The following is a 24,874-nucleotide window of genomic DNA, read 5'->3' as shown; positions in this document are numbered from 1 at the left end:
GCCTGAGGACCACTACGTGAGACAGACGATCTCTCGTACCGCGCCGTTCCACCGTGTTACCGGCCGGTCGCGCCGCGGGGTGGGTTAGGGTTCACCGCATGTACGCATACGCCTGCCAGAACTGGTGGTGGACCGCTCCCGGCGGCCCACTTCGTCTGCGTACCCACTGAGACCAGCGACGCGAAGGCCGCCCCGAGGGGCGGCCTTCGGTGCTTTCCGAGGCCCGGCCGCCCCTCCCACCGGAAGGACGACCGAGACTCCCATGGAAACCGACACCGCCACCGCCACCTCCGCCGAGGGCGGCCGCAGCCGCCTGCTCGACCTGCTCCGCCCCGACGGCCCGCCGTTCGCGCTGCTGCGCCGGCGGACCCCCGGCCGCGACCACGACACCGTCGAGGTGCTGCTCGGCGCGGTCCACGAGGCCGAGCGCCTCGCCGACCTCCCGGTGCGGGGGCTGCCCACCCTCGCCCTGGTGCCGTTCCGGCAGATCCGCGAGCGCGGCTTCGACGTCCGCGACGACGGCACCCCGCTGAGCGTGCTGGCCGCCGAGGAGGCGTACGAGGTCCCCCTCGCCGAGGCCCTCGCCGTGCTGCCCGCGCACGAGGTGCGGGTGGAGGGCGGCGGCTTCGACGTGTCCGACGAGGAGTACGCGGCCACCGTGCGGCGGGTCGTCGAGGACGAGATCGGCCGCGGCGAGGGCGCGAACTTCGTCATCCGCCGCACCTACGGGGGCCGGATCGACGGCTTCGGCCGGGCCGACGCGCTCGCGCTGTTCCGGCGGCTGCTGGTGGGCGAGCGGGGCGCGTACTGGACGTACGTGGTGCACACCCCGGACCGCACCCTGGTCGGGGCCAGCCCCGAGGTGCACGTGCGGATGGCCGGCGGGACCGTCGTGATGAACCCGATCAGCGGGACCTACCGCTACCCGGCCGGAGGCCCCACCGCCGAGTCGCTCCTGGCCTTCCTCGGCGACCGCAAGGAGACCGAGGAGCTGTCGATGGTGGTCGACGAGGAGCTCAAGATGATGTGCACGGTCGGCGACCGGGGCGGGGTCGTCGTCGGGCCGCGGCTGAAGGAGATGGCGCACCTCGCGCACACCGAGTACGAGCTGCGCGGCCGCTCCTCGCTGGACGTGCGGGAGGTGCTGCGGGAGACCATGTTCGCGGCGACCGTGACGGGCTCGCCCGTGCAGAACGCCTGCCGGGTGATCGAGCGGTACGAGGCCGGCGGCCGGGGCTACTACGCCGGAGCCCTGGCCCTACTGGGCCTGGACGCGGCCGGGGTGCAGACCCTGGACTCCCCGATCCTGATCCGCACGGCGGACATCGCCCCGGACGGCACGCTGCGGGTGCCGGTGGGCGCCACCCTGGTCCGGCACTCCGACCCGGCGGGCGAGGTCGCCGAGACCCACGCCAAGGCGGCCGGGGTGCTGGCGGCGCTCGGGGTGCGGCCGACGGCCCCGCGGCCGGCCTTCGAGGGGGCCCGGCTCGGGGACGACCCGCGGGTCCGGGAGGCGCTGGCGGCGCGGCGGCGCGACCTGGCGCCGTTCTGGCTGCGGATGCAGGAGCAGGCGCCCGCCGTGGCCGGGCACTGCCTGGTGGTGGACGCCGAGGACACCTTCACCGCGATGCTGGCCCACGTGCTGCGGGCCGCCGGGCTGGAGGTGACCGTACGCCGCTACGACGAGCCGGGACTGAGGGAGGCCGCCCTCGGGCACCCCGGGCCGGTGGTGCTGGGCCCGGGGCCGGGCGATCCGGCCGAGGCCGGGGACCCGAAGATGCGGCTGCTGCGCGGGCTGGCCCGGGAGCTGCTGACCCGGCACCGGGGCGGGCTGCTCGGGGTGTGCCTGGGGCACGAGCTGATCGCCGCCGAGCTGGGGCTGCCGCTGGTGCGCAAGGCCGAGCCGGCGCAGGGGGCGCAGGTGGAGATCGACCTGTTCGGTGCCCGTGAGGTGGTCGGCTTCTACAACACGTACACGGCGGCCTGTGACGCCGAGGCCGAGGCGGAGCTGGCCGCGCACGGCGTGGAGGTGGCGCGGGACCGTGACACGGGCGAGGTCCACGCCGTCCGCTGCGCGGCACGCGGCTTCGCGGGCGTCCAGTTCCACCCGGAGTCAATCCTGACCCTCCGCGGCGCCCATGTACTGGCCGACCTGGTCCGGTCGCTTACCCCGACGCCCCGCCCGGCGTAGACCCCGGGCCGCCCCATCCGGCTCCGCCGCCACCCGAGCCGAGGCGCGGCACATCCGGCCTCGCCGCCCTGCGTTGAGACGGGGGCCCGGCACATCCGGCCTCGCCGGCGTGTGAGTGGGGGTCCCCCCGGACGAAGTCTGGGGGAGGGTCCGGGCGGAGCCCGGTGCCCGGCGGAGCCGGGTTCCTTGGGGCGCCGCCCCAAGCCCCGCGCCTCAAACGCCGGCGGGGCTGGAGTGGTCTGGCCCCGGCTGCGAAGGCCGGTCCGGGATTCCTGGGGCCCCGCCCCAGACACCGCGCCTCAAACGCCGGCGGGGCTGAGAATGCCCCGCTTCGACGGCCGGGGACGAGGCTGGAGCAGCCGCCCGGTTCGGCGGCCGGGAAGCGAGGCTGAGGTGGCCAGAGCAGGGACGGCGGCAGCAGGTGAACCAGTCCGGCTGGCGGTCGTGGCTAGACCGGGGTGGCCGGTTGGCGGCGGCGGGCGCGGATGTTGCGGATGAGCCGCCAAATGGCCACCGGGGCCGCCGCGACCATCAGGTACAGGAACAGGTCGAACCAGCCGAAGGCGAGGGCGGCGCAGCTCGGCACGCCCAGCAGGTGGTCGGCGAAGTCCAGCCACCTGTCGGTGCGTTCTGCGCCCTCCGCGCGCAGCGCGGGCCGCAGGTCCCGGACGGCGAACACCAGCTGGTGGAGGGCGAGGGCCAGCAGCAGCCAGCGGGCCACGTCGAGTATGTGCACGGCCGCACTCTAGGCGGCGGCCGGCCGTTCCGGTACGGCCGGCCGGTCACGCCCCGGTCACGCCCCGGCCCCGCCCCCGGCCCCGGCCCCGGTCAGCCGAAGAACACCTCGGCCTCCCGGTACAGCTCCGGGTCCACCGTCTTCAGCTTCGCCGTCGCGTCAGCGATCGGCACGCGCACGATGTCCGTGCCCCTGAGGGCGACCATCTTCCCGAAGTCCCCGTCCCGCACGGCGTCGATGGCGTGCAGCCCGAACCGCGTCGCGAGCCACCGGTCGAACGCGCTCGGCGTACCGCCCCGCTGGATGTGCCCGAGCACGGTGGTGCGGGCCTCCTTGCCGGTCCGGCCCTCGATCTCCTTGGCCAGCCACTCCCCCACGCCCGACAGCCGGACGTGGCCGAAGGAGTCGGTGGTGGCGTCCTTGAGGACCATCTCGCCGTCCTTCGGCATGGCCCCCTCGGCGATCACCACGATCGGCGCGTAGCTCGCCTTGAACCGGGAGGTGACCCAGGCGCACACCTGGTCCACGTCGAAGCGCCGTTCGGGGATGAGGATGACGTTGGCCCCGCCGGCGAGGCCCGAGTGCAGGGCGATCCAGCCGGCGTGGCGGCCCATCACCTCGACGACCAGGACCCGCATGTGGGACTCGGCGGTGGTGTGCAGCCGGTCGATGGCCTCGGTGGCGATGCCCACGGCCGTGTCGAAGCCGAAGGTGTAGTCGGTGGCCGACAGGTCGTTGTCGATGGTCTTCGGCACGCCGACGCAGGGGATGCCGTACTCCCCGTACAGCCGGGCGGCGACGCCGAGGGTGTCCTCGCCGCCGATCGCGATGAGCGCCTCGACCTCGGTCTTGGCGAGGTTGTCCTTGATCTGCCGGACCCCGTGGTCGCGCTTGAAGGGGTTGGTGCGCGAGGAGCCGAGGATCGTTCCGCCGCGCGGCAGGATGCCGCGGACGGCCGGGATGCCGAGCGGGACGGTGTCGCCCTCGACCGCGCCGCGCCAGCCGTCCTTGAAGCCGACGAACTCGCAGCCGTACTCCTGGACGCCCTTGCGGACGACGGCCCGGATCACCGCGTTGAGTCCGGGGCAGTCTCCGCCGCCGGTGAGCACTCCGACCTTCATGGAATCTCCCTTCGCCACGGGGCCCCATGGGCCCGCATGACGGCCACGCTAGTGGTGACCCAGGTCACAGCGAGGCGCCGGAATGCGTCAATTCCGGTGGAATCGCGGGGCGTTGCGTACGCCCGTTCACTCGTACGAGGACGTAAGTACGACGTACGGCACCGTTTGCGCGCCGGCTACGCCTCGTCGAGCCCGCGCTCTATCGCGTAGCGGACGAGCTCGACCCGGTTGTGCAGTTGGAGCTTGCCGAGGGTGTTCTGCACGTGGTTCTGCACGGTGCGGTGGGAGATGACCAGCCGCTCCGCGATCTGCTTGTACGACAGCCCCTTGGCCACGAGCCGCAGTACCTCGGTCTCCCGGTCGGTCAGGTGCGGGGCCTTCGGCTCGTCGGGCGCGGCGGGCGCCGGGTCGGCGGCCAGGCGCCGGTACTCGCCGAGGACCAGCCCGGCCAGGCCCGGGGTGAACACCGGGTCCCCGGCCGCCGTGCGGCGGACGGCGTCGATCAGCTCCTGGGCGCCCGCGGACTTCATCAGGTAGCCGGTGGCACCGGACTTCACCGCCTCCAGTACGTCGGCGTGCTCGCCGCTGGCGGACAGGACCAGCACGCGCAGGGCGGGGTTGGCGCCGACGAGCTCCTTGCAGACCTGTACGCCGGGCATGCCGGGCAGGTTGAGGTCGAGGACCAGCACGTGCGGGGCGGCGGCGCGGGCCCGGCGCACGGCTTCGGGGCCGTCGCCGGCGGTGGCGACCACGTCGAAGCCGGCGGCGGCCAAGTCGCGGGCGACCGCGTCCCGCCACATCGGGTGGTCGTCGACGACCATCACCTTGATGGCGGCGTGCGCCCCGTGTGCGTCGTGTGCGTCGTGTGCCTGATGCGGCTCGTGCGGCTGGTTCACTGGGTCCTCCCCCTGGGTACTTTCAGTTCCACTTCGGTGCCCTGCCCGGGGACGGACACCAGCTCGGCGCTGCCGCCGAGGTCGCGCAGCCGGCCGCGGATGGACAGCGCCACGCCCATCCGGCCCTCGCCCTCTGCCTGGTCGAGACGGCCGGCCGGGATGCCGGGCCCGTCGTCGCGTACGGTGACGACCACCTCGTCGCCCCAGTCCTCGACCAGGATCCAGGCGCGGGCCCCGTCCCCCGCGTGCTTGCGCACGTTGTCGAGGGCGGCGCCGACGGCGGCTGCCAGCTCCCGCGCCGCGGGCGCCGACAGCGGGACCGGGGTGCCCGGCTCGGCGAAGCTGACCCGGGAGCCGGCGTGCGGGGCGAGCAGGGTCCGCAGATCCGTCTCGCCCTCGTCCGCGCCGGGCTCGTCCACCTCGTACGCATCCACCAGCGCGCCGAGCGACTCGTCGCGGGAGACCCGGGAAGTGTGCACCAGCCCGCTGGAGACCAGGGTGCGCAGTGCGACCTCCTGCTCGCCGGCCATCCGGCCGAGCTCGGCGGCCTCGCCGCCCAGCTCGGTGCCGCGCCGCTGGACCATCGCGAGGACCTGCAGGACCCCGTCGTGGATGTCGCGGGCGAGGCGCTCGCGCTCGCGGGTGGCGGCCTCGATCTCCAGGGCGCGGGCGAGGGTGGCCTCACTGGCCCGGGCGACCTCGACGACGTACCCGACGGCGACGGAGGCGACCCAGACCAGCACCACGTTGTGCACGGTGTCGCGGGTGGGCGCGCCGCGCTGGACGATGTTGGCCGCGGCGACGAAGCTCGACGCGAAGCAGGCCCAGCGCCAGCCGCCCTTGATCGCGAAGGCGAGGACCGCTCCGGCCGTCCAGATGCTGGGGAGGGTGGGGCCGCCCGTGGTGATCCGTTCGTCGGTGTCCGCGAGCGGTGTGAGCAGCACGCCGACCAGGGCGATCGTGAGGTCGGCGACCAGGAACCGCTTGGTGCAGCTCGCGGCGTTGGCGACCTTGGGCAGGGTGGCCAGCGTCCACACGACGAGGAAGGAGAGGTAGCCGACCGCGACCCAGGGGCGGTCGAAGGCGCGGTACGCCGAGGCGAACAGCCCCACCGCGTAGGCCATGCTGATCAGCCGGTAGCCGGTCAGCGCCCGCCACAGCGGCTGCTCGACCGACATGCGCACGACGCGCTCGCGTTTCACCATCCCCCACCCCTTGCGGGCGGTCCCGCCCCGAACTCCGGCGCCTACTGGGCGCTCTTGTCGTCCCCGCTCTTGTCGTCACCGCTCTTGTCGCCGGCCTTCGCGGCCTTGGCGGCCTTCTCGGCGTCGGCGATCTGGCGCTTGGCGGCCGTCGCGTAGATGTCGACGTACTCCTGGCCGGACAGCTTCATGATCTCGTACATGACCTCGTCGGTCACCGAGCGCAGGATGAAGCGGTCGCCGTCCATGCCGTGGTAGCGGCTGAAGTCCAGCGGCTTGCCGATCCGGATGCCCGGGCGCATCAGCTTCGGGACGACCTTGCCGGGGGGCTGGATCTTCTCGGTGTCGATCATCGCGACGGGGATCACGGGCGCGCCGGTGGCCAGCGCCACCCGGGCCAGGCCACCGGGCTTGCCGCGGTAGAGGCGGCCGTCGGGTGAACGCGTGCCCTCGGGGTAAATACCGAACAGCTCACCGCGCTCGATGACCTCGATGCCGCTCTTGATGGCGGCCTCGCCGGCCCCGCGCGCGCCGGAGCGGTCCACCGGGAGCTGGCCGACGCCCTTGAAGAAGGCGGCCGTCAGCTTGCCCTTGACGCCCGGGGAGGTGAAGTACTCGGCCTTCGCGATGAAGGTCACCTTCCGGTCGAGCACGGCCGGCAGGAAGAAGGAGTCCGAGAAGGACAGGTGGTTGCTCGCCAGGATCGCCGGCCCCTCGGCGGGAATGTTCTCGAGGCCCTCCACCCACGGCCTGAAGGCGAGCTTCAGGGAACCCCCGATGGAGAACTTCATAGCGCCGTAGATCAACTCGTAAGCCTTCCTGTGTCCTGTCGAACAGACCTTAACCCCTGGCTCGCACCGCGGCGGTCCTACGACCCTGGTCGGTGCCGTGCCGGTCGCGTACGGTGAAGTCACACAGCGCTACGCACCCCCCTCTCGCCCCCTCACTAAGGAGATCCTGGTGCCCGTCCTCCCTGGAGCCGAGCCGTTCCGCCACGAGGGCGGAGAGGTCGGCGTCCTCCTGTGCCACGGCTTCACCGGCTCCCCGCAGTCGCTGCGCCCGTGGGCCGAGTACCTCGCCGCCCAGGGCCTGACGGTGTCGCTGCCGCTGCTGCCCGGGCACGGGACGCGCTGGCAGGACATGCAGCTCACGGGCTGGCAGGACTGGTACGCCGAGGTCGACCGGGCGCTGCGGGAACTGCTGGACTCCTGCGCGCAGGTCTTCGTGTTCGGGCTGTCCATGGGCGGGGCGCTGACCCTGCGGCTGGCGGCGAAGCACGGTGATGCCATCAGCGGCATCGTCCTCGTCAACCCGGCCAACAAGGTGCACGACCCGCTGGCCTTCGCCCTTCCCGTGGCCCGGCACTTCGTGCGGTCGACGCCGGGCATCGCGAGCGACATCGCCAAGCCGGGCTCGGAGGAGGTCGGGTACGACCGGGTGCCGACGCGGGCGGCGCACTCGCTGCGGCAGTTCCTCCGGCTCGTGGACGGCGAGCTGCCGCAGGTGACGCAGCCGGTGCTGCTGCTGCACAGCCCGCAGGACCACGTGGTCCCGCCGGTGGACTCGGCGCGGATCCTGGCGCGGATCTCGTCGACGGACGTCACCGAGACCCTGCTGGAACAGAGCTACCACGTCGCGACGTTGGACCACGATGCGGAGCGGATCTTCATGGACAGCTACGCGTTCGTCGGGCGGCTCGCGCAGAGTGTCGGCAGGGAGGGGGCGGCCAGCGGTGGCTGAGCACGAGGAGTCCTCGGGGGGTGTTCCCCCGCTGGACGAGGAGGCCGCGTGGGCGGCGATCGTCGCCGGGTACGGGCAGGAGCCGGCGGATCCGCCGGGTGCGCGGCCGTTCCGGCCGATCGAGAACCTGATGCTGCCGGAGGAGGACGTGGAGCCGCTGTCGCCGTCGTCCGACGATGACCCTGCGGCCCCGCCGGCCCCGCCGGCTGCGCCGGGGCCGCTGGGCAGCTCGGTGGTCTTCGCCCCGGGTGTCGGCGTGGGTGGTGCCGGGGCCGGTGCCGGTGCCGGGCCCCGCGACCACTCGCCGCCGGATCCGGACGAACTGGACGAGGGGCACTTCGTGCAGCCCGAGCCGGAGCTGCCGGAGGCCGATACGACCACGAAGTTCGCCTGGCTGGCGGTCGTCGGCGGGCCGGTGCTGCTGCTGGTGGCCGTGCTGCTGCAGTGGGACATGACGTGGTGGCTGACGACGCTCGGCATCGGGGGCTTCCTGGGCGGCTTCGCCACGCTGGTGGCCCGGATGTCGCAGGGCGACGACGAGGACGACGACCCCGGCCGCGGCGCGGTCGTCTGACCCACCGCTCCCGCTGCGCGGAGCCTGTCCCCTCCCCGCCCCTTCCCGAAACGTGGCCTGCGGCCCCGGCCCCCGCCCGCCTCAATCGCCGGCGGGGCTGGGATGTACCCGGCGGGGCCGAAAGACCCGGGCGCTTCGCGCCCGGTGCGCTCAAACGCCGCGCGGGCTGGATTGTGCCGCTGCGCCAATTCCAGCCCCGCCGGCCCCACAGCCCCGCCCGCACCATCCGCCCCGCCTGCACCATCCAGCGTCGCGGGCACCATCCGCCCCGCCCGCACCATCCAGAGTCGGGCACTATCCGCCCCCGCCCACACCATCCAGCCCCGCCCGCACCATCCGCCCCGCCCGCACCATCCAGCGTCGCCGGCCCCACAGCCCCGCCCGCACGGATCCGCTCCCGCCCGCACGGATCCGCTCTCGCCCGCACCATCCAGCGTCGTCGGCACTATCCAGCCTCGCCGGCGTTTGAGGCGCGGGGGTCCGGGGGCGGAGCCCCCGAATCTTTGAGCCCCGCCGGCGATTGAGGCGAGCGGGGCCCGGGGCCGCAGGACCCGCCCGCGGCGAAGCCGCCATCGGACACAGCGGGAAGGGGCGGGGTGGGGAACGGCTCCGCGCAGCGGCCAGCGGCCACGCGCGGCGGCGGCTAGCCCCTCGCCGGGAGGCGGAGGGTGGAGAGGACCGGTAGGTGGTCTGTCGCGGCGGCCAGGTCGGCCGGGGTGATGCCGTCCAGGCCCTGCGGGACACCGCAGCCGAGGACCTCGACCCCCGCCGAGGCGAAGATCGCGTCGATGCGCCGGGGCGGCCCGGACCGTACGAAGGTGTGCTCGCCGCCCCAGGGGGCCACGGTCCGGCAGTCCTGGAGGGCCCCGGCCAGCAGCCGGAAGGCGGGACCGTCGGGGGTCTCGTTGATGTCGCCCGCGACGATCGTGTACGGGGCGTCGGCCTCCCCCACCCGGGCCAGCAGCTGCTCGGCCTGGGCCAGCCGCTCGGCCCGGTCCAGCGACAGGTGCACGCTCACCACGGCGACCCGTACGCCCCCGAAGCGCACCACGGCGGTGGCGAAGCCACGCCGGTGCAACCCGGGCGTCAACGGCAGCAGCACGTCCTCGGTGCGCTCCACGAAGGCGCGGAGGGAGCAGAGCAGCAGCGGCCCCGCAGCAGTGGCGCCGCCCGAGAGGACGACCAGGTCGCTCTTGGCGGCGAGCCGGGCCGCGTGCTTGCGCCAGCGGAAGAACCGCGGCGCCTCCTGGACCAGGACCAGGTCGGGGGCGCAGGCCCTGATCACCCGGGCCAGCGCCTCCTCGTCGTCGCGCATCGAGCGGATGTTGTAGCTGAGGACGCGGACGACGGCCGAGCCGTCCGCTTCGGTACGGGACTGGGGCGGTGCGGGGAGCCGCGAGGTCAGGTCCATGTCCATACCGGCAACATAGCCATCCTGCCCGCCGCGCCCCAGAGGGCACGGCGGGCAGGATGCAGCGACGCGCAGGGCGTCAGCCCTGGCGGGCCAGGTCCGCCGCGCCGACCAGCCCGGCCTTGCCGCCGAGCTGGGCGGCCAGCACCTGCGCGTGCGGGCGCCAGGCGCCGCCGATCAGCCAGCGCTTGAAGGACTTGCGGATCGGGTCGAGGACGAGGTCGCCCTCGTCGGAGACGCCGCCGCCGACGATGAACGCCGAGGGGTCGAAGAGCGAGGCCAGGTCGGCCAGGCCCGCGCCGGCCCAGCGGGCCAGCTCGCGGAAGGAGTCGATGGCCACGGGGTCGCCCTGGCGGGCGGCCTGGCTGATGTGCTTGCCCTCGATGCCGTCGGGGGTGCCGTCGCCGAGCGCGAGGAGGATCGCCGCGTTCTCGGGGGTGGCGTTGGCGCGCTGCTTGGCGTACCGGACGAGCGCGCGCCCGGAGGCGTACTGCTCCCAGCAGCCCTGGCTGCCGCAGCCGCACAGCAGGCCGTCCGGGACGACCCGGATGTGCCCGAACTCGGCGGCCACGCCGAAGCGTCCGCGGCGCAGCTTGTTGCCGATGATGATGCCGCCGCCGAGGCCGGTGCCCAGCGTGATGCAGATGACGTCCTCGTGGCCCTGGCCGGCGCCGAAGCGGTACTCGCCCCAGGCGGCGCAGTTCGCGTCGTTCTCGACGACGACCGGGAGGCCGATGCGCTGCTCGACCTTGTCCTTGAGCGGCTCGTGGCGCCAGTTGATGTTCGGCGCGAAGAGCACGGTGGCGCGCTTGTCGTCCACGTAGCCGGCGGCGCCGATGCCGACGGCCTCGATGGTGTGGTTCTTGCTGACTTCGGACACGGCGGCGCAGATCGCGTCCGTCACGCCGTCCGGCGTCGGCGGGGTGGGCACCTTGTACGTCTCAAGGATGGTGCCCTCTTCGTCGACCACGCCGGCCGCGATCTTCGTGCCGCCGATGTCGACGCCGATGGTGAGTCCCATTAGTCCCTCGGTTTCCGGTCAAACCCCGCCATGGCCAACGGTACCCGAGGGCGGCAGGGTCTCAGTCGAGATCGATCCGGTGGCCGGGGCCGGCCCCGCCCTCGTCACGGGGGTCGGAGCCGTCGCCGGAGGGACGGTCCGAGGGCCGGTCGGCGGGGCGGCCGGCGCCGGGCTCGTCGCGGGTCCAGCGGCGTTCGTGGCCCTCGACGGCGGAGCGGTAGGCGGCGAGCAGCTCGGTGCCCGCGGCCGCGAGGTGCCCGAACACCTCGGGGTTGCGTTCGACGACGGGTTTGGCGGCGGCCTTCGCCTGGTCGACGAACTGCCGCAGCGCGCCCTGGGCGGTGGCTCCGAGCAGCGGGTTGTTCAGGGTGGACACCTTGTCGGCGACGGCCTCGAACAGCTTGTACAGCTCCTCGGCGGCGCTCGCGGTGCCCGTGGCGCCGCCGCCGTGCCGGGCGCGGCGGCGCTCCTCCTCGGCGGCGAGGTCCTCGGCGCAGGCCGTGGCCCAGGCGTCGTCGTCGGCGGGACGGTCGGTGGCCTCGCTCATGGCGGACTCTCCTGCAGCAGCTGCGGAACGTGCGGTGCGTATCCCTTTCGACGTTACCCGAACGGGGGTACGCGGTTCAGGGCCGACGGGGCCACAGTCCCGGGTCGGGGGTGAAGCGGACGCGGAGCTCGCCGTCGGTGAGGGCGGCGCCGGAGACGGTGCAGCGGCGCAGCGCGGAGGGCAGGGAAACGATCCGCCGGTGCGGTCCGGCGGCGACCGTCAGCTCGTCGCCGCGCCGGACGAGGTCGAGGTCACGTTTGTGCGCGCCGGGCAGCGGCACCACCCAGACGAGCACCCCGTCCTCGGCGAGGCGGTCCTCGACGACCCAGTTCCGGCGGGCCGGCGGGCCGTCCGGGAGCAGCCCGGGGGCGGCGGCGAGCCGGTCGAGGTCCTCCGGCCCGCGCGGGGCCCGGCCGAGGTGGGCGAGCGGGACCACGGGCGTGTCGCCGGCCCAGTGGGCGGCGTGCTTCTCCTGCTCGGCGGCGAGCCCGGCCAGCCACGGGTCGGGCGAGCCCTGGGGCACCATGCGGTTGGCGACGATCCCGGCGACGGGCAGCTCGTGCAGGGCGAGCCCGAGCAGCCCGCTGCGCAGGGCGGCGTCGGCGCCGGGCCCGGGTTCGGCGACCAGCAGGACCGAGGTGGTGTCGGCCTGCACGACCCGCTGGACGGCGGCCAGCTCCTCGTCCCAGCGGGCGGCGGCCTCGTACAGCCACTGCGCGGGCATCGGGACGCCGGCGAGCTGGGCCAGTACGGGGCGCAGGGCGCGCGCGGCCTGCCGCTCGGCCGGGAGCAGCCGGGCCAGGTAGCGGCGCAGCTGCGCGGGCAGGGCGAGGACGGCCAGGGCCCGGGGCAGCGGCGGCATGTCGACGACGACCAGGTCGACGGCGGGCGCGGAGGCGGCCCGCCGCAGGGCCCGCAGCAGCGCGAACTGCTCGGCGCCGGGCAGTTCGGTGAGCTCCTCGGCGCCCATGGGCCGGGAGCCGAGCATGCCGAGCAGGGCGGATCCGCGCTCCTGGAGGGCGACGAGCTCGGCGCGGAACTCCTCGCCGGAGTCGACGCGGGCCACCAGGACCCCGGCGGCGGACCGGGCGGTCAGGCCGGGCGCGACCTCGACGGACTCCCCGGCCTGCGCGGCCTCCGCGGGCTGCAGGGCCTCGGCGGCCTCGGCCGGTTCCCCCGCGTACGGTCCGGCGAGCGCGGCGAGCGGCTCGGCGGGGTCGCCGGACAGGAGCAGCACCCGCTGCCCCGCCCGGGCCGCGGCGCGGGCGGCGGCCGAGGCGACGGTGGTGCGCCCGGCCCCGCCGGGGCCGGTGACGAGCAGGATGCGCACGCGGATCAGGCCGAGGTCGATTCGACGCGCTTCTTCAGGCCCGCGAGGGCCCGGTCGATGATGACCTTCTCGGCCTTGCGCTTGATCATGCCCAGCATGGGGATCTTGACGTCGACGGTCAGCTGGTAGGTGACCTCGGTGCGCTTGCCGCCCTCCAGCGGGGCCAGCCGGTACGAGCCGTCGAGCTGGCGCAGCATCTGCGACTTGTCCAGGGTCCAGCTGACCTCGTCGGTGCCCTTCCAGGTGTAGGCGAGGGTGTGGTCGTCCCTGATCGCGCCGGCGTCCAGCAGCAGGCGGACCTTCTCGGCGCGGCCGTCGGCGTCGGCGGCCAGCACCTCGGCCTCCTTCACCTCGCCGGTCCACTCGGGGTAGCGGGCGAAGTCGGCGATCACGGCCATGACGTCGGCCGGCGCCGCATCGATCGTGATGCTCGAGCTGGTGTGTTCCGCCATCGCGGTCGCTCCTCCGTGGAGTATTTCGAGGAAGTGTGCGGCCTGCGGCCGCCGCGTGCAGGCTACCGTGCGTGCGGACCTCACCACTCCAGGGCCCAGGGCCTTCCGGTGGCGGCGAAGTGCCCGACGTTCACGCACTCGGTGCTCCCGATCCGCATCCGCCGCGCCAGCGGCTGGTGGACGTGGCCGAAGAGGGCGTAGCGGGGCCGGGTCCGGCGGATCGCGGCGAGCAGCGCCTCGCTGCCGCGTTCGAAGCGGCGGGCGACGGTGTCGTAGCAGAGCTCGGGGACCTCCGGCGGGATGTGCGAGCAGAGCACGTCCACCTCGCCGAGGGCCTCGACCTTGGCGGCGTACTCCTCCTCGTCCACCTCGTACGGGGTGCGCATCGGGGAGGGCAGGCCGCCGCCGACGAACCCGAAGACGCGGCCGGCGATCTCCACGCGCTGTCCGTCGAGGACGGTGGTGCCGGGGCCGGCGTACTCCTGCCACAGGGCCGGGATGTCGACGTTGCCGTAGGTGGCGTACGTGGGGTGGGGGAACGCGGCGAACATCTCGGCGTACTGGCGGCGCACCGCGTCCTCGATCAGCCGCTCCCGGTCCAGGCCGGCCCACAGCCGCCGGCCGAGGTCGCGGGCCTCGTCGAAGCGGCGGGCGGTGCGCAGCTCCACGATCCGGTCGGCGTTCTCGACGCCGAAGAGGTCGGGGAAGATCCCGCGGGAGTGGTCGGCGTAGTCGAGGAAGAGCACGAGGTCGCCGAGGCAGATCAGCGCGTCGGCGCCCTCACCGGCCCGGGCGAGGGCCTCGGCGTTGCCGTGGACGTCGCTGACCACGTGGACGCGCGTCCCGGTGCGGGCGGCGGAGGGTGCGCCCGGGTGCGTGCGGCTGTTGCCGCCCTTCCTGCCGTCGGTGCTGCCAGCCATGGGGCAACCCTAGGGGGGCCGTTGTGCGCCGGGTAGAGCGGGTCGCACAAGCGGCCCTACCTGCGGTTACTTCCGGGTCGTTGCCGCGGTCGACTAGTGTCGGCAGGGCAGTGCCGCGTCATGTGACGCACGGAACATCTGGCCGGTTCCCTCTATCCGGAACCCACTACCGGTGGGTAACGTCCGGTCGGTCCACACGGTGGCGATGGCGCCCAGAGGAGCAGCAGTCTTGCGCGAGTTCAGCCTTCCGGCCCTGTACGAGGTCCCGTCGGACGGGAACCTGACGGATCTCATCCGCCGCAATGCCGCGCAGCATCCCGACACCGCCGTCATGGGCCGCAAGGTCGACGGCAGGTGGCAGGACGTGACGGCCACCGAGTTCCTCGCCGAGGTCCGGGCCGCCGCCAAGGGCCTGATCGCGGCGGGCGTGCAGCCCGGCGACCGGGTCGCGCTGATCTCCCGCACCCGCTACGAGTGGGTGCTGATCGACTTCGCGATCTGGACCGCGGGCGCCGTCACCGTCCCCGTGTACGAGACCAGCTCGCCCGAGCAGATCCAGTGGATCCTCGGCGACTCCGGCGCCGTCGCCGCCGTGGTGGAGGGCCCGGGCCACAGCGCCGCCGTGGCCTCCCTGCGCGAGCGGCTGCCGGAGCTGCGCGAGGTCTGGGAGATGGAGCAGGGCGCCGTCGAGGCCCTGAAGGCCGCCGGCGCCGGCGTCTCCGACGCCGAGGTCGAGGAGCGCAGCTCGCTGGCCAACGCCGACGACCCGGCCACCATCGTCTACACCTCGGGCACCACCGGCCGCCCCAAGGGCTGTGTGCTGACCCACCGCAACTTCTTCGCCGAGTGCGGCAACGTGGTGGAGCGCCTGAGCCCGCTGTTCCGCACCGGCGAGTGCTCGGTGCTGCTCTTCCTGCCGGCCGCACACGTCTTCGGGCGCCTGGTGGAGGTGGCGGCCGTGCTGGCGCCGATCCGCCTGGGCTGCGTACCGGACATCAAGAACCTCACCGACGAACTGCAGTCGTTCCGGCCGACGCTGATCCTCGGCGTGCCGCGCGTCTTCGAGAAGGTCTACAACTCGGCGCGCGCCAAGGCCCAGGCCGACGGCAAGGGGAAGATCTTCGACGCGGCGGCCGAGACGGCCATCGCGTACAGCCGCGCGCTGGACACCGCCGGCGGCCCGTCCTTCGGGCTGCGGCTGAAGCACAAGCTCTTCTCGAAGCTGGTCTACAGCAAGCTGCACGCCGTCCTCGGGGGCCGCGGCGAGTACGCGATCTCCGGCGGCGCCCCGCTGGGCGAGCGGCTCGGCCACTTCTTCCGCGGCATCGGCTTCACGGTGCTGGAGGGCTACGGCCTGACGGAGTCCTGCGCGGCGACCGCCTTCAACCCGTGGGACCGGCCGAAGATCGGCTCGGTCGGCCAGCCGCTGCCGGGCTCGGTGGTGCGCATCGCCGACGACGGCGAGGTGCTGCTCCACGGCGAGCAGGTCTTCCAGGGCTACTGGCAGAACGAGGCGGCGACCGCCGAGGCGCTCACCGACGGCTGGTTCCACACCGGCGACGTCGGCACCCTCGACGAGGACGGCTACCTGACCATCACCGGCCGCAAGAAGGAGCTCATCGTCACGGCGGGCGGCAAGAACGTCGCCCCGGCCGTGATCGAGGACCGGATCCGGGCGCACGCGCTGGTCGCGGAGTGCATGGTGGTGGGCGACGCGAAGCCGTTCGTGGCGGCGCTGGTCACCCTCGACGAGGAGTTCCTGGGCCGCTGGGCGGCGGAGAACGGCAAGCCGGCCGGCTCCACCGCGGCGGACCTGCGCGAGGACGCGGACCTCATCGCCGCCGTCCAGAAGGCCGTGGACGACGGCAATGCGGCGGTCTCCAAGGCGGAATCGGTGCGGAAATTCCGCATTCTGCCCTCCCAGTTCACGGAGGAGTCCGGCCACATCACGCCCTCGCTGAAGCTGAAGCGGAACGTGGTGGCGAAGGACTTCGCGGACGAGATCGAGGCGCTCTACCGCTCCTGAGCCCTGCCCCTCACCGGGGGTCCTCGGCCAGGATCCGGGCCATGTTGCGCTCCGCGAGGGCGGTGATGGTCACGAACGGGTTCACGCCGAGCGACCCCGGCACGAGGGAGCCGTCGACCACGTACAGGCCCTGGTGGCCCTTGGCGCGGCCGAAGTCGTCGGTGGCCTGCCCGAGGACGCAGCCGCCCAGCGGGTGGTACGTGAACGTGTCGGCGAAGGCCTTGTTGTCGCCGAACAGGTCGTAGCGGTAGATCGTGAAGTTCGCCCGGTTGATGCGGTCGAAGAGGCACTTGGCCGCCTCGACGGACGGGGTGTTCTGCTCCCGGCGCCAGTTCAGCCGCGCCGAGTCGGTGGCCGCGTCGTACGTGAAGAAGCCGCGCTCGGGGTTCTTGGTGATCGCCAGGTACATCGAGATCCAGTGCTCGATGCCCATCGGCAGCGGGGCGATCTCCGCGAAGACCGGATTGGCCGCGTTGTCCCAGTCGTCGATGCCGAGGGCCGGCATGGTGGCCTGGTTGGCGCCGACGGTGTCCCAGAGGTGGTTGGCGCGGGCGGTCATGATGTTGCCGTTGTGGCCCCAGCCGCGCCCCACCTGCTCGTTCAGCCCCGGAAGGGTGCCGCGCTCGCGGGCGCGCAGCAGGATCTCGGTGGTGCCGAGGCTGCCGGCGCCGAGGAAGAGCTGCCGGCAGCCGAGTTCGCGCACCTCGGTGACCCGTCCGGTGACATCGCTGCCGTGCACGGTGAGCACGTAGCCCCCGGCCGGGTCCTGGCGTACGCCGACCACGCGCTGCATGGTCTCGATGGTGACGTTTCCCGTGCCGAGGGCGGCCGCGAGGTAGGTCTTGTCGACGCTCTTCTTGCCGTGGTTGTTGCCGTAGATCACCTCGCCGGCGAGGGCGGAGCGGGTGGCGGTGCCGGCGGCCTCGCGCTGCATGTACCCGAAGTCGTACACGTTGGGCACGAAGGCGGTCTTCAGGCCGGTGTTGTGGGCGTGCCTGCGGGAGATCCGGGCGAAGCGGTACCACTCCGTGGACTCGAACCAGCCCGGGTCGATGTCGTTGACGCCGAGCATGGCGCGGGCGCGCGGGAAGTACGTGCCGTACATCTCGTCGGCGTCGACGCGGGGCAGCACCTCCTGGAAGTAGGAGCGGCGCGGGGTCGGCGCCATGCCGCCGTTGACGAGGGAGCCGCCGCCGACGCCGCGGCCGACGTAGACGGACATGTCGCCGTGGTTCACGCGGTCGAGGACGCCGGGGTACGGGGTGATGTTGCGGTTGACCACGTCCAGCCAGAGGAAGGTGGCGAGCGGGGCCTCGGTGCGGGTGCGGAACCACATGGACCGGTGGTCGGGGGCGGAGGTGGAGGGGAAGACCTTGCCGTCCGGGCCGGGGGTGTTCCAGAGGCGGCCCATCTCGAGGACCACGGTTCGGACGCCGGCCTGGCCGAGGCGGAGGGCGGCCACGGCGGCGCCGTAGCCGGAGCCGACGACGATGGCGGGGGCGTAGGGGGCGGGGGGTGGTTCGGCGGCGGAGGCGGCCTCCGGTCCGATGCGGGTGAAGCCGAGGGCTGCCGCCGTCTGGAGGGCGCCGAGGCCCAGAAAATGACGGCGCGTCAGATGAGTTCTCATGGCCGCATGATGGACGGAATCCGGCCGTCCGCCGAGAGGCGGCATTGACAGACATCCACGTCACAGTCCCGGCTGTCCGCCGCCGCTGCGCGGAGCCGTTTCCCCTCCCCGCCCCTTCCCGAAACCGGGGGCTCCGCCCCCGGACCCTCCCCCAGGCACCGCTGGGGGTACCCCCAGCGCCTCAAACGCCGGCGGGGCTGATAAATCAGCCCCGCCGGCGTTTGAGGCGAACCGGGTCTGGGCGGAGCCCAGTTTCGGGAAGGGGCGGGGAGGGGACAGGCTCCGCGCGGCGGCGGCACGCAGGCGGTGGCTACAGGAGGGTGCGGAGGCGGTCGGCCAGGAGGTCCCAGCGCCACTTTTCCTCGACCCAGGCGCGGCCCCGTTCGCCCATGCGGGACCTGAGGGCCGGGTCCTGGAGGAGGGCCGTGATGCGGTCGGCGGCATCGGCCGGGGAGCCACCGCGCACCACCCACCCCGTCTCGCCGTCCAGGACCGCGTCCGGGGCCCCTCCCGAGTCCCCGGCGACCACCGGCAGACCTGTGGCGGAAGCCTCCAGGTACACGATGCCGAGCCCCTCCACGTCCAGCCCGCCCCGCCGGGTCCGGCACGGCATGGCGAAGACGTCCCCGGCCCCGTAGTGGGCCGGCAGCTCGGCCCACGGGACGGCGCCGGTGAAGACCACGGAGTCCGCGACGCCCGTCGCGACGGCCAGGGCGCGCAGATCGGCCTCGTACGGCCCCCCGCCCACCACCAGCAGCACCGCATCCGGCACCGCCGCCAGGATCCGCGGCATGGCCTCGATCAGGGTGTCCTGGCCCTTGCGCGGGACGAGGCGGGAGACGCAGACGACCACCGGCCGGTCGGACAGGCCCAGCCTGGCCCGGATCTCCTCGCCCCCCGACCCCGGGTGGAAGGTCTTCTCGTCGACGCCCGGCGGCAGTTGGACCATCCGGTCCGCGGCCCGGTCCGTCAGGGCCGAAGCGATCCGCGAGCGGGTGTACTCCCCCAGGTACGTCAGGGTGTCCGTGCCCTCGCCGATCCGCCGCAGCAGCTGCCGCGCCGCGGGCAGCTGCGCCCAGCCGGCCTCGTGCCCGTGCGTGGTCGCCACGATCCGCCGCGCCCCGGCCCGCCGCAGCGCCGGCCCCATCAGCCCGAGCGGGGCGGCCGCCCCGAACCACACCGACTCGCAGCCGTGTTCGCGCAGCAGGCCCACCGCCCGGCGCGTCACGCGCGGCGTCGGCAGCAGCATCGTGGTGCGGTCGCGCACCACCTGGAACGGCTGTTCCGCATCGAAGGCGGCGGTGGCCTCGCGGCCCTCCGCGCTGTGCTTCCAGGTGGAGGCGTAGACGACGATCCGGTCGGGATCCAGCCGCAGCGCCATGTTGTGCAGGAAGGCCTGGATGCCGCCCGGTCGCGGCGGGAAGTCGTTGGTCACGATCAGCGTCTTGTGCATCGCCTGCCGACAGTACCGGACGGGCCGGTCGGGCCGGTCAGGCCGGTCGGTCCCCGCCCAGCTCCCGCAGCGCCTCCTGCCAGGCCCGGGTCAGCTCCGCCTCGTCCACGCCCAGTCCCTCCAGCGCACCCGGCAGCGGCTCGCGCCCCGCGCGCTCGTACAGGCCGACCAGGGCCGCGTCCCCCCACCGCTGCGCGATCAGCCGGCAGGCCAGCCAGGCCCCCTCGTACGCGCGCGCCAGGGCCTCCGGATCGCCGCCGAAGGCGAAGGACTCGTTGCGGGGCAGCTCCGCCGGCAGCTCCCCGCGCCGCACCGCCCGGCCCAGGGCGGGCGCCGCGGCGGCCGGGGCGGTGGCGCCGGCGCGGTAGGCCGCCCAGTCGGCGAAGCCCTCCGAGAGCCACAGCGGGGTCCGGGCGGAGGTGGCGGTGCGGGTGGCGACGTGGGTGGCCTCGTGGGCCAGGACGACGCCCCGGCCGGCGGCGCTGAGCTCGGCGTACCCGGCCGGGTTGACCACGATCCGGTCGGCGGGGCCCGCCGCGGCGCCCGTGCTGCCGGTGGTCACCGCCGCCATGCCCGCGTAGTCGGCGACCGGCCGGCCCAGCAGCGCCGCCATCCCTTCGGTGGAGCCGGGCACCAGGACCACGACCCGCCCCGCCCACGGCCGCGGCCAGGCGGCACCCGCCGCGGCCACCGCCCGGTCGGCCTCGGCCGCGATCCCGGACAGCTCCGCGGGGTCGCGGCCGCTGCCCAGCACCAGCGCGTGCGCGCCCCGGGCCGCGGAGACCGGCCCCTGGTCCCACAGCTGCTGCGGCGCGCCCGGGCCGGGCCCCTCGCCGGTGACCCGCCACCGCCCGCCGGACCGGCCGAGGCGCACCTCGCGGACGGAGCCGGCCGGAGCCGTGTCGTATCCGGCGAGCCGGTAGTCGAGCCGGGCCTCGGCGGTGGCCCGGTCCCCGTCCCGCCGGACCGCGCCGACCTCGTACGCCCATCCCTCCAGCGGAATCCCGGCGAGCTCCGCGGGCGGCCGCTGCGCCCAGGCGGCGACGGCCGTCCGCACGTCCCGCTCGGCGGCATCGCGCGCCGGTGCCCCGGAACACCCGCCGAGCAGGCCGCCCACCAGCAGCAACACCCCGGCGCCGCGGAAGACACCGCGAAGGCGGGCGGCTCGGGGGCGGGCGGCTCGCAGGGCGGCGGCCGGAGGGACCGGGGGCATCCGCCGATCGTAGCCAGCGACCCGCTCAGGGCCGGGTGACGGAGGACACGGGCATCATCCCGACCGGGTCGTAGCGGACCCGCGCCCCCGGGTAGGGGGCGTGCACGACCTGGCCGTTTCCGACGTACATGCCGACGTGGCTGGCATCGGAGCGGTAGGTGACCAGGTCGCCCGGCCGGGCCTCGGACAGCGGGACCTGGCGGCCCGCGTACCGCTGGGCCTGGGAGGTGCGCGGCAGGGAGACGCCGGCCTGCCGGTACGACCACACCATCAGCCCGGAGCAGTCGAACCCGCTGGGGCCGGTGGAGCCCCAGACGTACGGGCGGCCCACCGCGGAGCGGGCGGCCCGCACGGCCGCGGCGGCGCGGCCCGAGGAGGCCCCGGAACCGGGCGCGGGCAGCTCGGGCGACAGGGCGTCGGGGCGGTCGCCGGAGCGCGAGGCCTGCTCGTAGTCGGCCCGCTCCTGCGCCGGCATCTCGTTCAGCAGCCGGCGGGCCGCGGCGAGCTTCGCCGTGACGACGCGCTTCTGGCGGGCCACGTCGGCGCGTACGGTGTCGAGCTCGGCGAGCTTGAGGGAGGCCTCGTGGCGCTGCTGGCCCAGCCGGCGCTGTTCCCCGCGCAGTTCGGCGAGCTGCTGGGCCTGGCGGCCGGTCAGCCGGTCGAGAGCGGAGGCCTTTTCGAGGTATTCGTCCGGATTCTCGGACAGCATCAGCTCGACGGCGGGATCGATGCCGCCCGAGCGGTACTGGGCGCCGGCGAAGGCGCCGAGCACGCCGCGCATGGTGTTGATGCGGGCCTGGCCGCGGGCCAGCTGGTCCTGTGCCCGGTCGATCTCGGCGCGCAGCTCACCGGCCCGCTCCCCGGCCTTGTTGTAGCGCTCGGTGGCCTGCTCGGCCTCCTCGAAGAGCCGGTCGACCTGGGCGCGGGCGCCGGAAGGGGGTTCCTGCGGGAGAGCCGGGGCCGCGGAGGCGGCGGCGCCCGTCATGGCGACGGCGGCCGTGGCCGCGACGGTCAGGACGGTGGCCTTGGTGGCGCGGTCGAGGCCGCCGAGACCGGACCGGCGATGGGACGCCATGTGAAACCGCTCCCTTCCGCTGCGCGGGACCGGGTCCGCCCCCGTGGACGGCCGTGTGCCGGGGTCCGCGCGGGCAGACAGTAGCCGCGGCGGCGGGGCACCGGCCAACGACCGCCGCGGGGCGCACACGGCGACGCCCCGCCCGGTACGCAGGTCACGGGCGGGGCGCGGGGTCGTGTCTGGGCCGCCGAATTCGCCCGGATGGGCGGTGTACGGTGCGCCGCGCACAGGCGCCGGATCGGGCGCCGGGGCCACGGGCCCCGAGGCGCAGGGCGTCAGATGCGGACGCCGAACTGGAACGGCATGTTGTTGATGGACTCGTACTTGACGCCGCCGCGCGGGTTCGAGGCGTGCAGCACGATCCCGTTGCCGGCGTACAGGCCGACGTGGTGGATGTCCGAGTAGAAGAAGACCAGGTCGCCGGGCTGGAGCTCGCTGCGGCCGATGCGCGTGCCGTCGTTCTGCTGGGTGTAGGTGGTCCGGGTGATGCTGACGCCGGCCTGCTTGTAGGCCCACTGGGTCAGCCCGGAGCAGTCGAAGGCGCTCGGGCCCGTGGCGCCGGAGACGTAGGCGCTGCCCAGCTTGGTCTTGGCCGCCTCCAGGGCGGCCCCGGCGCGGCCGGAGACCTTCACGTTGCCGAGGTCGGCGCGGTCGCCGTCGCCGCGGCTGGCGCGGCTGTCGTCGTCCTTGAGCTGCGCGCGCTCCTGCGCGGTCAGGGTGTTCAGCTGGGCCTGGGCCTCGGCGAGCTTGTCCTGGGAGGCCTTCTTCTTCTCGGCGAGCTCCTTGCGGGTGGCGTCGAGGTCGGCGAGCTTTCCGGCGGCCTCCTGGCGCTGCTGCGCGAGGCTGCGCTGCTTGGCCTGGATCCGCTGGACGGCCTCGACCTGCTTGCCCGTCAGCTGCTCGAGGGTGGAGGCCTTCTCGAGGTAGGTCTCGGGGTCGCCGGAGAGGAAGAGGGCGACGGACTGGTCCATGCCGCCGGTGCGGTACTGGGCGCTGGCCATCGAACCGAGGGTGTTGCGCAGCTGGTTGAGCTCCTCCTGGCCGCGGGCGACCTGGTCCTGGAGCTGGGATATCTCCTTCTCCAGCTTCTCCTGCCGCTCCTTGGCCGAGTTGGCCTTCTCGGTGGCCTGCTCGGCCTCCTCGTAGAGCGCGTCGACCTTTGCCTTGACCTCGTCCTTGCCCGGTCCGCCGGGAGCGGCGGAGGCGCCGTGCGCCGAGAGGGCGACGGCTGCGGCGGCCGTGGCGGTGAGGACGGTCACCCGTGCGCGGGTCGGCTGCTTGGGTCGACGGTGGGACGCCACGAAGCCGAGCTCCTTCTTCCAGTGCCGCCGGAGAGGGGAAGGGGAGTCGAACGCACGCACCCCGGCGACGCCTTCGCCGTCACCCCGAATGGGTGATCTACCGCACGAAGGTTTGAGCAGACCCTAGTGACCCCGCTGTGATCACTTCAAATCCCCGCGGGAAAAATCCCTTGCTCCGACCAGGTTCTTTACCTGGGGCGCACGCTGCGTGCAGGCGACTTGACGGTCCGTTCGCCGAGGTCTCGGCGAAATGCCGCATTCCGCCAAGGAGTTACGAAACGCGCGAAAGCCGCTTCAGGAGCAAAGCGGACGTGACGGGCCGGGCCCCCGCCTTCGCCACGCCGTCGGCCACCTCGCGGTCCGTGGAGACCACGACCACCGGCCGCCCGGGCGGTTCGGCCCGCACCAGCTGGCGGATCAGTTCGTCCGCCGTCACGCCGGGCTTGGAGAACAGCACCCGCACCCCGCGCGGCGGCGCGAGCAGCACCGGGGCCGCCAGCTCCGCCCCGTCGAACACGCAGGTCATCTCCGCGCCGGTCTGCGCGGCCAGCATCGACAGCCCGCCCAGCAGCCGCAGCCGCTGCTTCTCCAGCGGCATCGTCGGATAGCCGGTCTTGGTCACGTTGTAGCCGTCGACCACCAGATGGGCCTGGGGCAGCGCCAGCAGCTGGTCCAGCAGCGCCGGGTCGGTCTCCGACAGGGCCCGCGCCGCGATGTCCTTCGGGGTCATCCGGCCCGGCTCCACCGCGTCCACGGTGTCGGCCGGGCGCGTCGAGACCGGCGGCAGGGCCAGCTCGCGGCGCAGCCCCTGCGCGGCGTCCAGCACCGTGTCCAGCAGCAGCCGCAGCCGCATGTCCTCGACGCTGCGGCCCTCGCGGGTGGCCCGGCGGGAGGTCTCCAGCGCCGACTCGGCCTCCGCCAGACGGGCCTTCAGCCGGCGGGTCTCGCTCTCGGCGGCCGCCACCTGGGCGGCGGCCTCGGCGCGGATCGCGTCGATCTCGGCGGTCACCTTGCGCAGGGCCGCCTCGCCCCGCTTGACGTCGCTCTGGGCGCTGCGCAGCTTGCGCTGAAGCGATTCGGCTTCTTTGCGCGCCGCCTCCAGCTCGGTGCGGACCTGCTCGCCGCCGACGCGCTGGAGGTCCCGTACGTGGGCCAGCTCCTCGCGCAGCCGGTCCAGTTCGCGCCGGGTCTCCTCGTCGGCCCGCTCGGCGTCGGCGCGCTGCGCCTCCTCGCCCGCGGCGGTCACCAGCTTCACCCAGCCGGCCGGCCGCAGCACGTACGCGGCCGCGGCCACGTCCAGCGGGTCGGCGGCGGCGGGCGCGCTGCCCGCGTCCAGCGCCCCGGCCAGCTCCGGCTGGGCCTCGCGCACCTTCTCGGCGACGCGGCCGCGGAAGACGGCGTCGCCCTCGACGGCCGAGGCCATGGCGTTGCCCGCGAACTTGGCGCGCCGGGTCGGGGTGAACCGGGCGTACTGGCGCAGCTGCGCCGGGAGGTCCGCGACCGTCAGTCCGCCGAAGGCGTCCGAGACGAGCGCGACGACCCGTCGCCGCACGCCTTCCGGCAGTGGGCGGTCGAGCACCTCGGCGGCGTCGCCGGCCGCATCGGCCGGCTCAGCGCCGCTTGCTGGCTCCACAATCCGTCACCCCTACCGTGATCTTTCCGAAAAGGGCGTGGCTCCCTCAGGAGTCCGCGCCCGGCCTGTCCACGAGTTCGATCTGGTCCACCGCGTTGCACCAGCGGCAGCGGACCGACTCGATGGTCTCACTGACCACCTCGCGCTCCTCGACCTTCGGCTCCCCGGCGAGGTCCAGGTGTACGTACTCCACGACCTTCGACGAACGAGTGACGTCGAAGCGCGTGAGGTTGCCGCACAGCGTGCAGCGCCACCGGGTGGTGTCGGTCGGCAGGGGAACCGTCATCGGGCCGCTCTCTCCTTCGTAGCTGATTCAATTAAAGCCGCCGTCTGCGCGAATCGGCGGACCGCAGCACGTAACCCTACGGCCTGCCGGTGCGTGGGGCGGGGCCGGTTGGGTCATGC

General features: G+C 74.0%; 22 protein-coding genes. 4 read left to right on the top strand and 18 right to left on the bottom strand.

Annotated elements, in window-relative coordinates:
- The first annotated feature begins 262 nt into the window (after window positions 1–262).
- Entirely contained in the window at window positions 263–2,191 is a 1,929-nt protein-coding gene (locus AB0F11_RS18920; protein WP_362174681.1) for an anthranilate synthase family protein, read from the top strand.
- A 448-nt stretch (window positions 2,192–2,639) separates the two neighbouring features.
- Here AB0F11_RS18920 and AB0F11_RS18915 read toward each other — a convergent pair whose 3' ends face one another.
- The 5 genes from AB0F11_RS18915 to AB0F11_RS18895 form a co-directional block, all read right to left on the bottom strand.
- Window positions 2,640–2,927, bottom strand: coding sequence for a hypothetical protein (locus AB0F11_RS18915; RefSeq protein WP_362174678.1), 288 nt, complete (start codon window positions 2,925–2,927; stop codon window positions 2,640–2,642).
- Window positions 2,928–3,019: 92 nt separating this feature from the next.
- Entirely contained in the window at window positions 3,020–4,048 is a 1,029-nt protein-coding gene (locus tag AB0F11_RS18910; RefSeq protein ID WP_362174675.1) for a 6-phosphofructokinase, read from the bottom strand.
- A gap of 176 nt (window positions 4,049–4,224) precedes the next feature.
- Entirely contained in the window at window positions 4,225–4,869 is a 645-nt protein-coding gene (locus AB0F11_RS18905; protein ID WP_362174792.1) for a response regulator transcription factor, read from the bottom strand.
- Between the two features lie 71 nt (window positions 4,870–4,940).
- Window positions 4,941–6,149, bottom strand: coding sequence for a DUF5931 domain-containing protein (locus AB0F11_RS18900; protein ID WP_362174672.1), 1,209 nt, complete (start codon window positions 6,147–6,149; stop codon window positions 4,941–4,943).
- 41 nt (window positions 6,150–6,190) lie between these two features.
- Complete coding sequence (locus tag AB0F11_RS18895; protein WP_362174790.1) at window positions 6,191–6,937, bottom strand: lysophospholipid acyltransferase family protein; 747 nt, start codon at window positions 6,935–6,937, stop codon at window positions 6,191–6,193.
- A 169-nt stretch (window positions 6,938–7,106) separates the two neighbouring features.
- Here AB0F11_RS18895 and AB0F11_RS18890 point away from each other — a divergent pair, with 169 nt between their 5' ends.
- Window positions 7,107–7,886, top strand: coding sequence for an alpha/beta fold hydrolase (locus AB0F11_RS18890; protein WP_362174669.1), 780 nt, complete (start codon window positions 7,107–7,109; stop codon window positions 7,884–7,886).
- Entirely contained in the window at window positions 7,879–8,460 is a 582-nt protein-coding gene (locus tag AB0F11_RS18885; RefSeq protein ID WP_362174667.1) for a hypothetical protein, read from the top strand. Before AB0F11_RS18890 ends, AB0F11_RS18885 begins: the two co-directional genes overlap by 8 nt.
- Window positions 8,461–9,103: 643 nt before the next feature.
- On the opposite strand, the gene AB0F11_RS18880 is transcribed toward AB0F11_RS18885, so the two are convergent.
- The 6 genes from AB0F11_RS18880 to AB0F11_RS18855 form a co-directional block, all read right to left on the bottom strand.
- Window positions 9,104–9,871 carry an endonuclease/exonuclease/phosphatase family protein gene (locus AB0F11_RS18880; RefSeq protein ID WP_362174787.1) on the bottom strand — a complete coding sequence of 256 codons (768 nt, stop codon included), beginning with the start codon at window positions 9,869–9,871 and terminating at the stop codon, window positions 9,104–9,106.
- A 79-nt stretch (window positions 9,872–9,950) separates the two neighbouring features.
- The gene (locus AB0F11_RS18875) at window positions 9,951–10,892 is read right to left on the bottom strand and encodes an ROK family glucokinase (protein ID WP_362174664.1); all 942 of its coding nucleotides are present in this window, start codon (window positions 10,890–10,892) and stop codon (window positions 9,951–9,953) included.
- Window positions 10,893–10,953: 61 nt separating this feature from the next.
- The gene (locus AB0F11_RS18870) at window positions 10,954–11,439 is read right to left on the bottom strand and encodes a DUF5304 domain-containing protein (RefSeq protein WP_362174661.1); all 486 of its coding nucleotides are present in this window, start codon (window positions 11,437–11,439) and stop codon (window positions 10,954–10,956) included.
- A 76-nt stretch (window positions 11,440–11,515) separates the two neighbouring features.
- Entirely contained in the window at window positions 11,516–12,769 is a 1,254-nt protein-coding gene (locus AB0F11_RS18865; RefSeq protein ID WP_362174658.1) for an ArsA-related P-loop ATPase, read from the bottom strand.
- A gap of 5 nt (window positions 12,770–12,774) precedes the next feature.
- Window positions 12,775–13,221, bottom strand: a complete 447-nt coding sequence (locus AB0F11_RS18860; protein ID WP_361919251.1) for an SRPBCC family protein — start codon at window positions 13,219–13,221, stop codon at window positions 12,775–12,777.
- A gap of 80 nt (window positions 13,222–13,301) precedes the next feature.
- Window positions 13,302–14,141, bottom strand: a complete 840-nt coding sequence (locus AB0F11_RS18855; protein WP_362174654.1) for a metallophosphoesterase — start codon at window positions 14,139–14,141, stop codon at window positions 13,302–13,304.
- Between the two features lie 229 nt (window positions 14,142–14,370).
- On the opposite strand from AB0F11_RS18855, the gene AB0F11_RS18850 reads away from it, so the two are divergent.
- Complete coding sequence (locus AB0F11_RS18850) at window positions 14,371–16,167, top strand: AMP-dependent synthetase/ligase (protein WP_362174651.1); 1,797 nt, start codon at window positions 14,371–14,373, stop codon at window positions 16,165–16,167.
- 10 nt (window positions 16,168–16,177) lie between these two features.
- On the opposite strand, the gene AB0F11_RS18845 is transcribed toward AB0F11_RS18850, so the two are convergent.
- The 7 genes from AB0F11_RS18845 to AB0F11_RS18815 all read right to left on the bottom strand — a co-directional run bounded on the left by AB0F11_RS18845 (window position 16,178) and on the right by AB0F11_RS18815 (window position 24,755).
- Window positions 16,178–17,794 (bottom strand): GMC oxidoreductase, encoded by a 1,617-nt coding sequence (locus tag AB0F11_RS18845; RefSeq protein WP_362174648.1) that lies wholly within the window; start codon window positions 17,792–17,794, stop codon window positions 16,178–16,180.
- Window positions 17,795–18,104: 310 nt separating this feature from the next.
- On the bottom strand, window positions 18,105–19,247 hold the full coding sequence (locus tag AB0F11_RS18840) for a glycosyltransferase family 4 protein (protein ID WP_362174645.1): 1,143 nt from the start codon (window positions 19,245–19,247) through the stop codon (window positions 18,105–18,107).
- A gap of 37 nt (window positions 19,248–19,284) precedes the next feature.
- Window positions 19,285–20,460 (bottom strand): hypothetical protein, encoded by a 1,176-nt coding sequence (locus AB0F11_RS18835; RefSeq protein WP_362174642.1) that lies wholly within the window; start codon window positions 20,458–20,460, stop codon window positions 19,285–19,287.
- A 25-nt stretch (window positions 20,461–20,485) separates the two neighbouring features.
- Window positions 20,486–21,535, bottom strand: coding sequence for an NlpC/P60 family protein (locus AB0F11_RS18830; RefSeq protein WP_362174639.1), 1,050 nt, complete (start codon window positions 21,533–21,535; stop codon window positions 20,486–20,488).
- A gap of 275 nt (window positions 21,536–21,810) precedes the next feature.
- On the bottom strand, window positions 21,811–22,836 hold the full coding sequence (locus AB0F11_RS18825; RefSeq protein WP_362174636.1) for an NlpC/P60 family protein: 1,026 nt from the start codon (window positions 22,834–22,836) through the stop codon (window positions 21,811–21,813).
- Window positions 22,837–23,107: 271 nt separating this feature from the next.
- Window positions 23,108–24,472, bottom strand: coding sequence for an NYN domain-containing protein (locus AB0F11_RS18820; RefSeq protein WP_362174785.1), 1,365 nt, complete (start codon window positions 24,470–24,472; stop codon window positions 23,108–23,110).
- A 43-nt stretch (window positions 24,473–24,515) separates the two neighbouring features.
- Complete coding sequence (locus AB0F11_RS18815; protein WP_249771655.1) at window positions 24,516–24,755, bottom strand: hypothetical protein; 240 nt, start codon at window positions 24,753–24,755, stop codon at window positions 24,516–24,518.
- Between the last annotated feature and the right edge of the window lie 119 nt (window positions 24,756–24,874).

The sequence above is a fragment of the Streptomyces sp. NPDC032472 genome, assembly GCF_040636955.1.
Taxonomy (GTDB): domain Bacteria; phylum Actinomycetota; class Actinomycetes; order Streptomycetales; family Streptomycetaceae; genus Streptomyces.
This window is presented reverse-complemented; position numbering and strand designations above follow the sequence as displayed.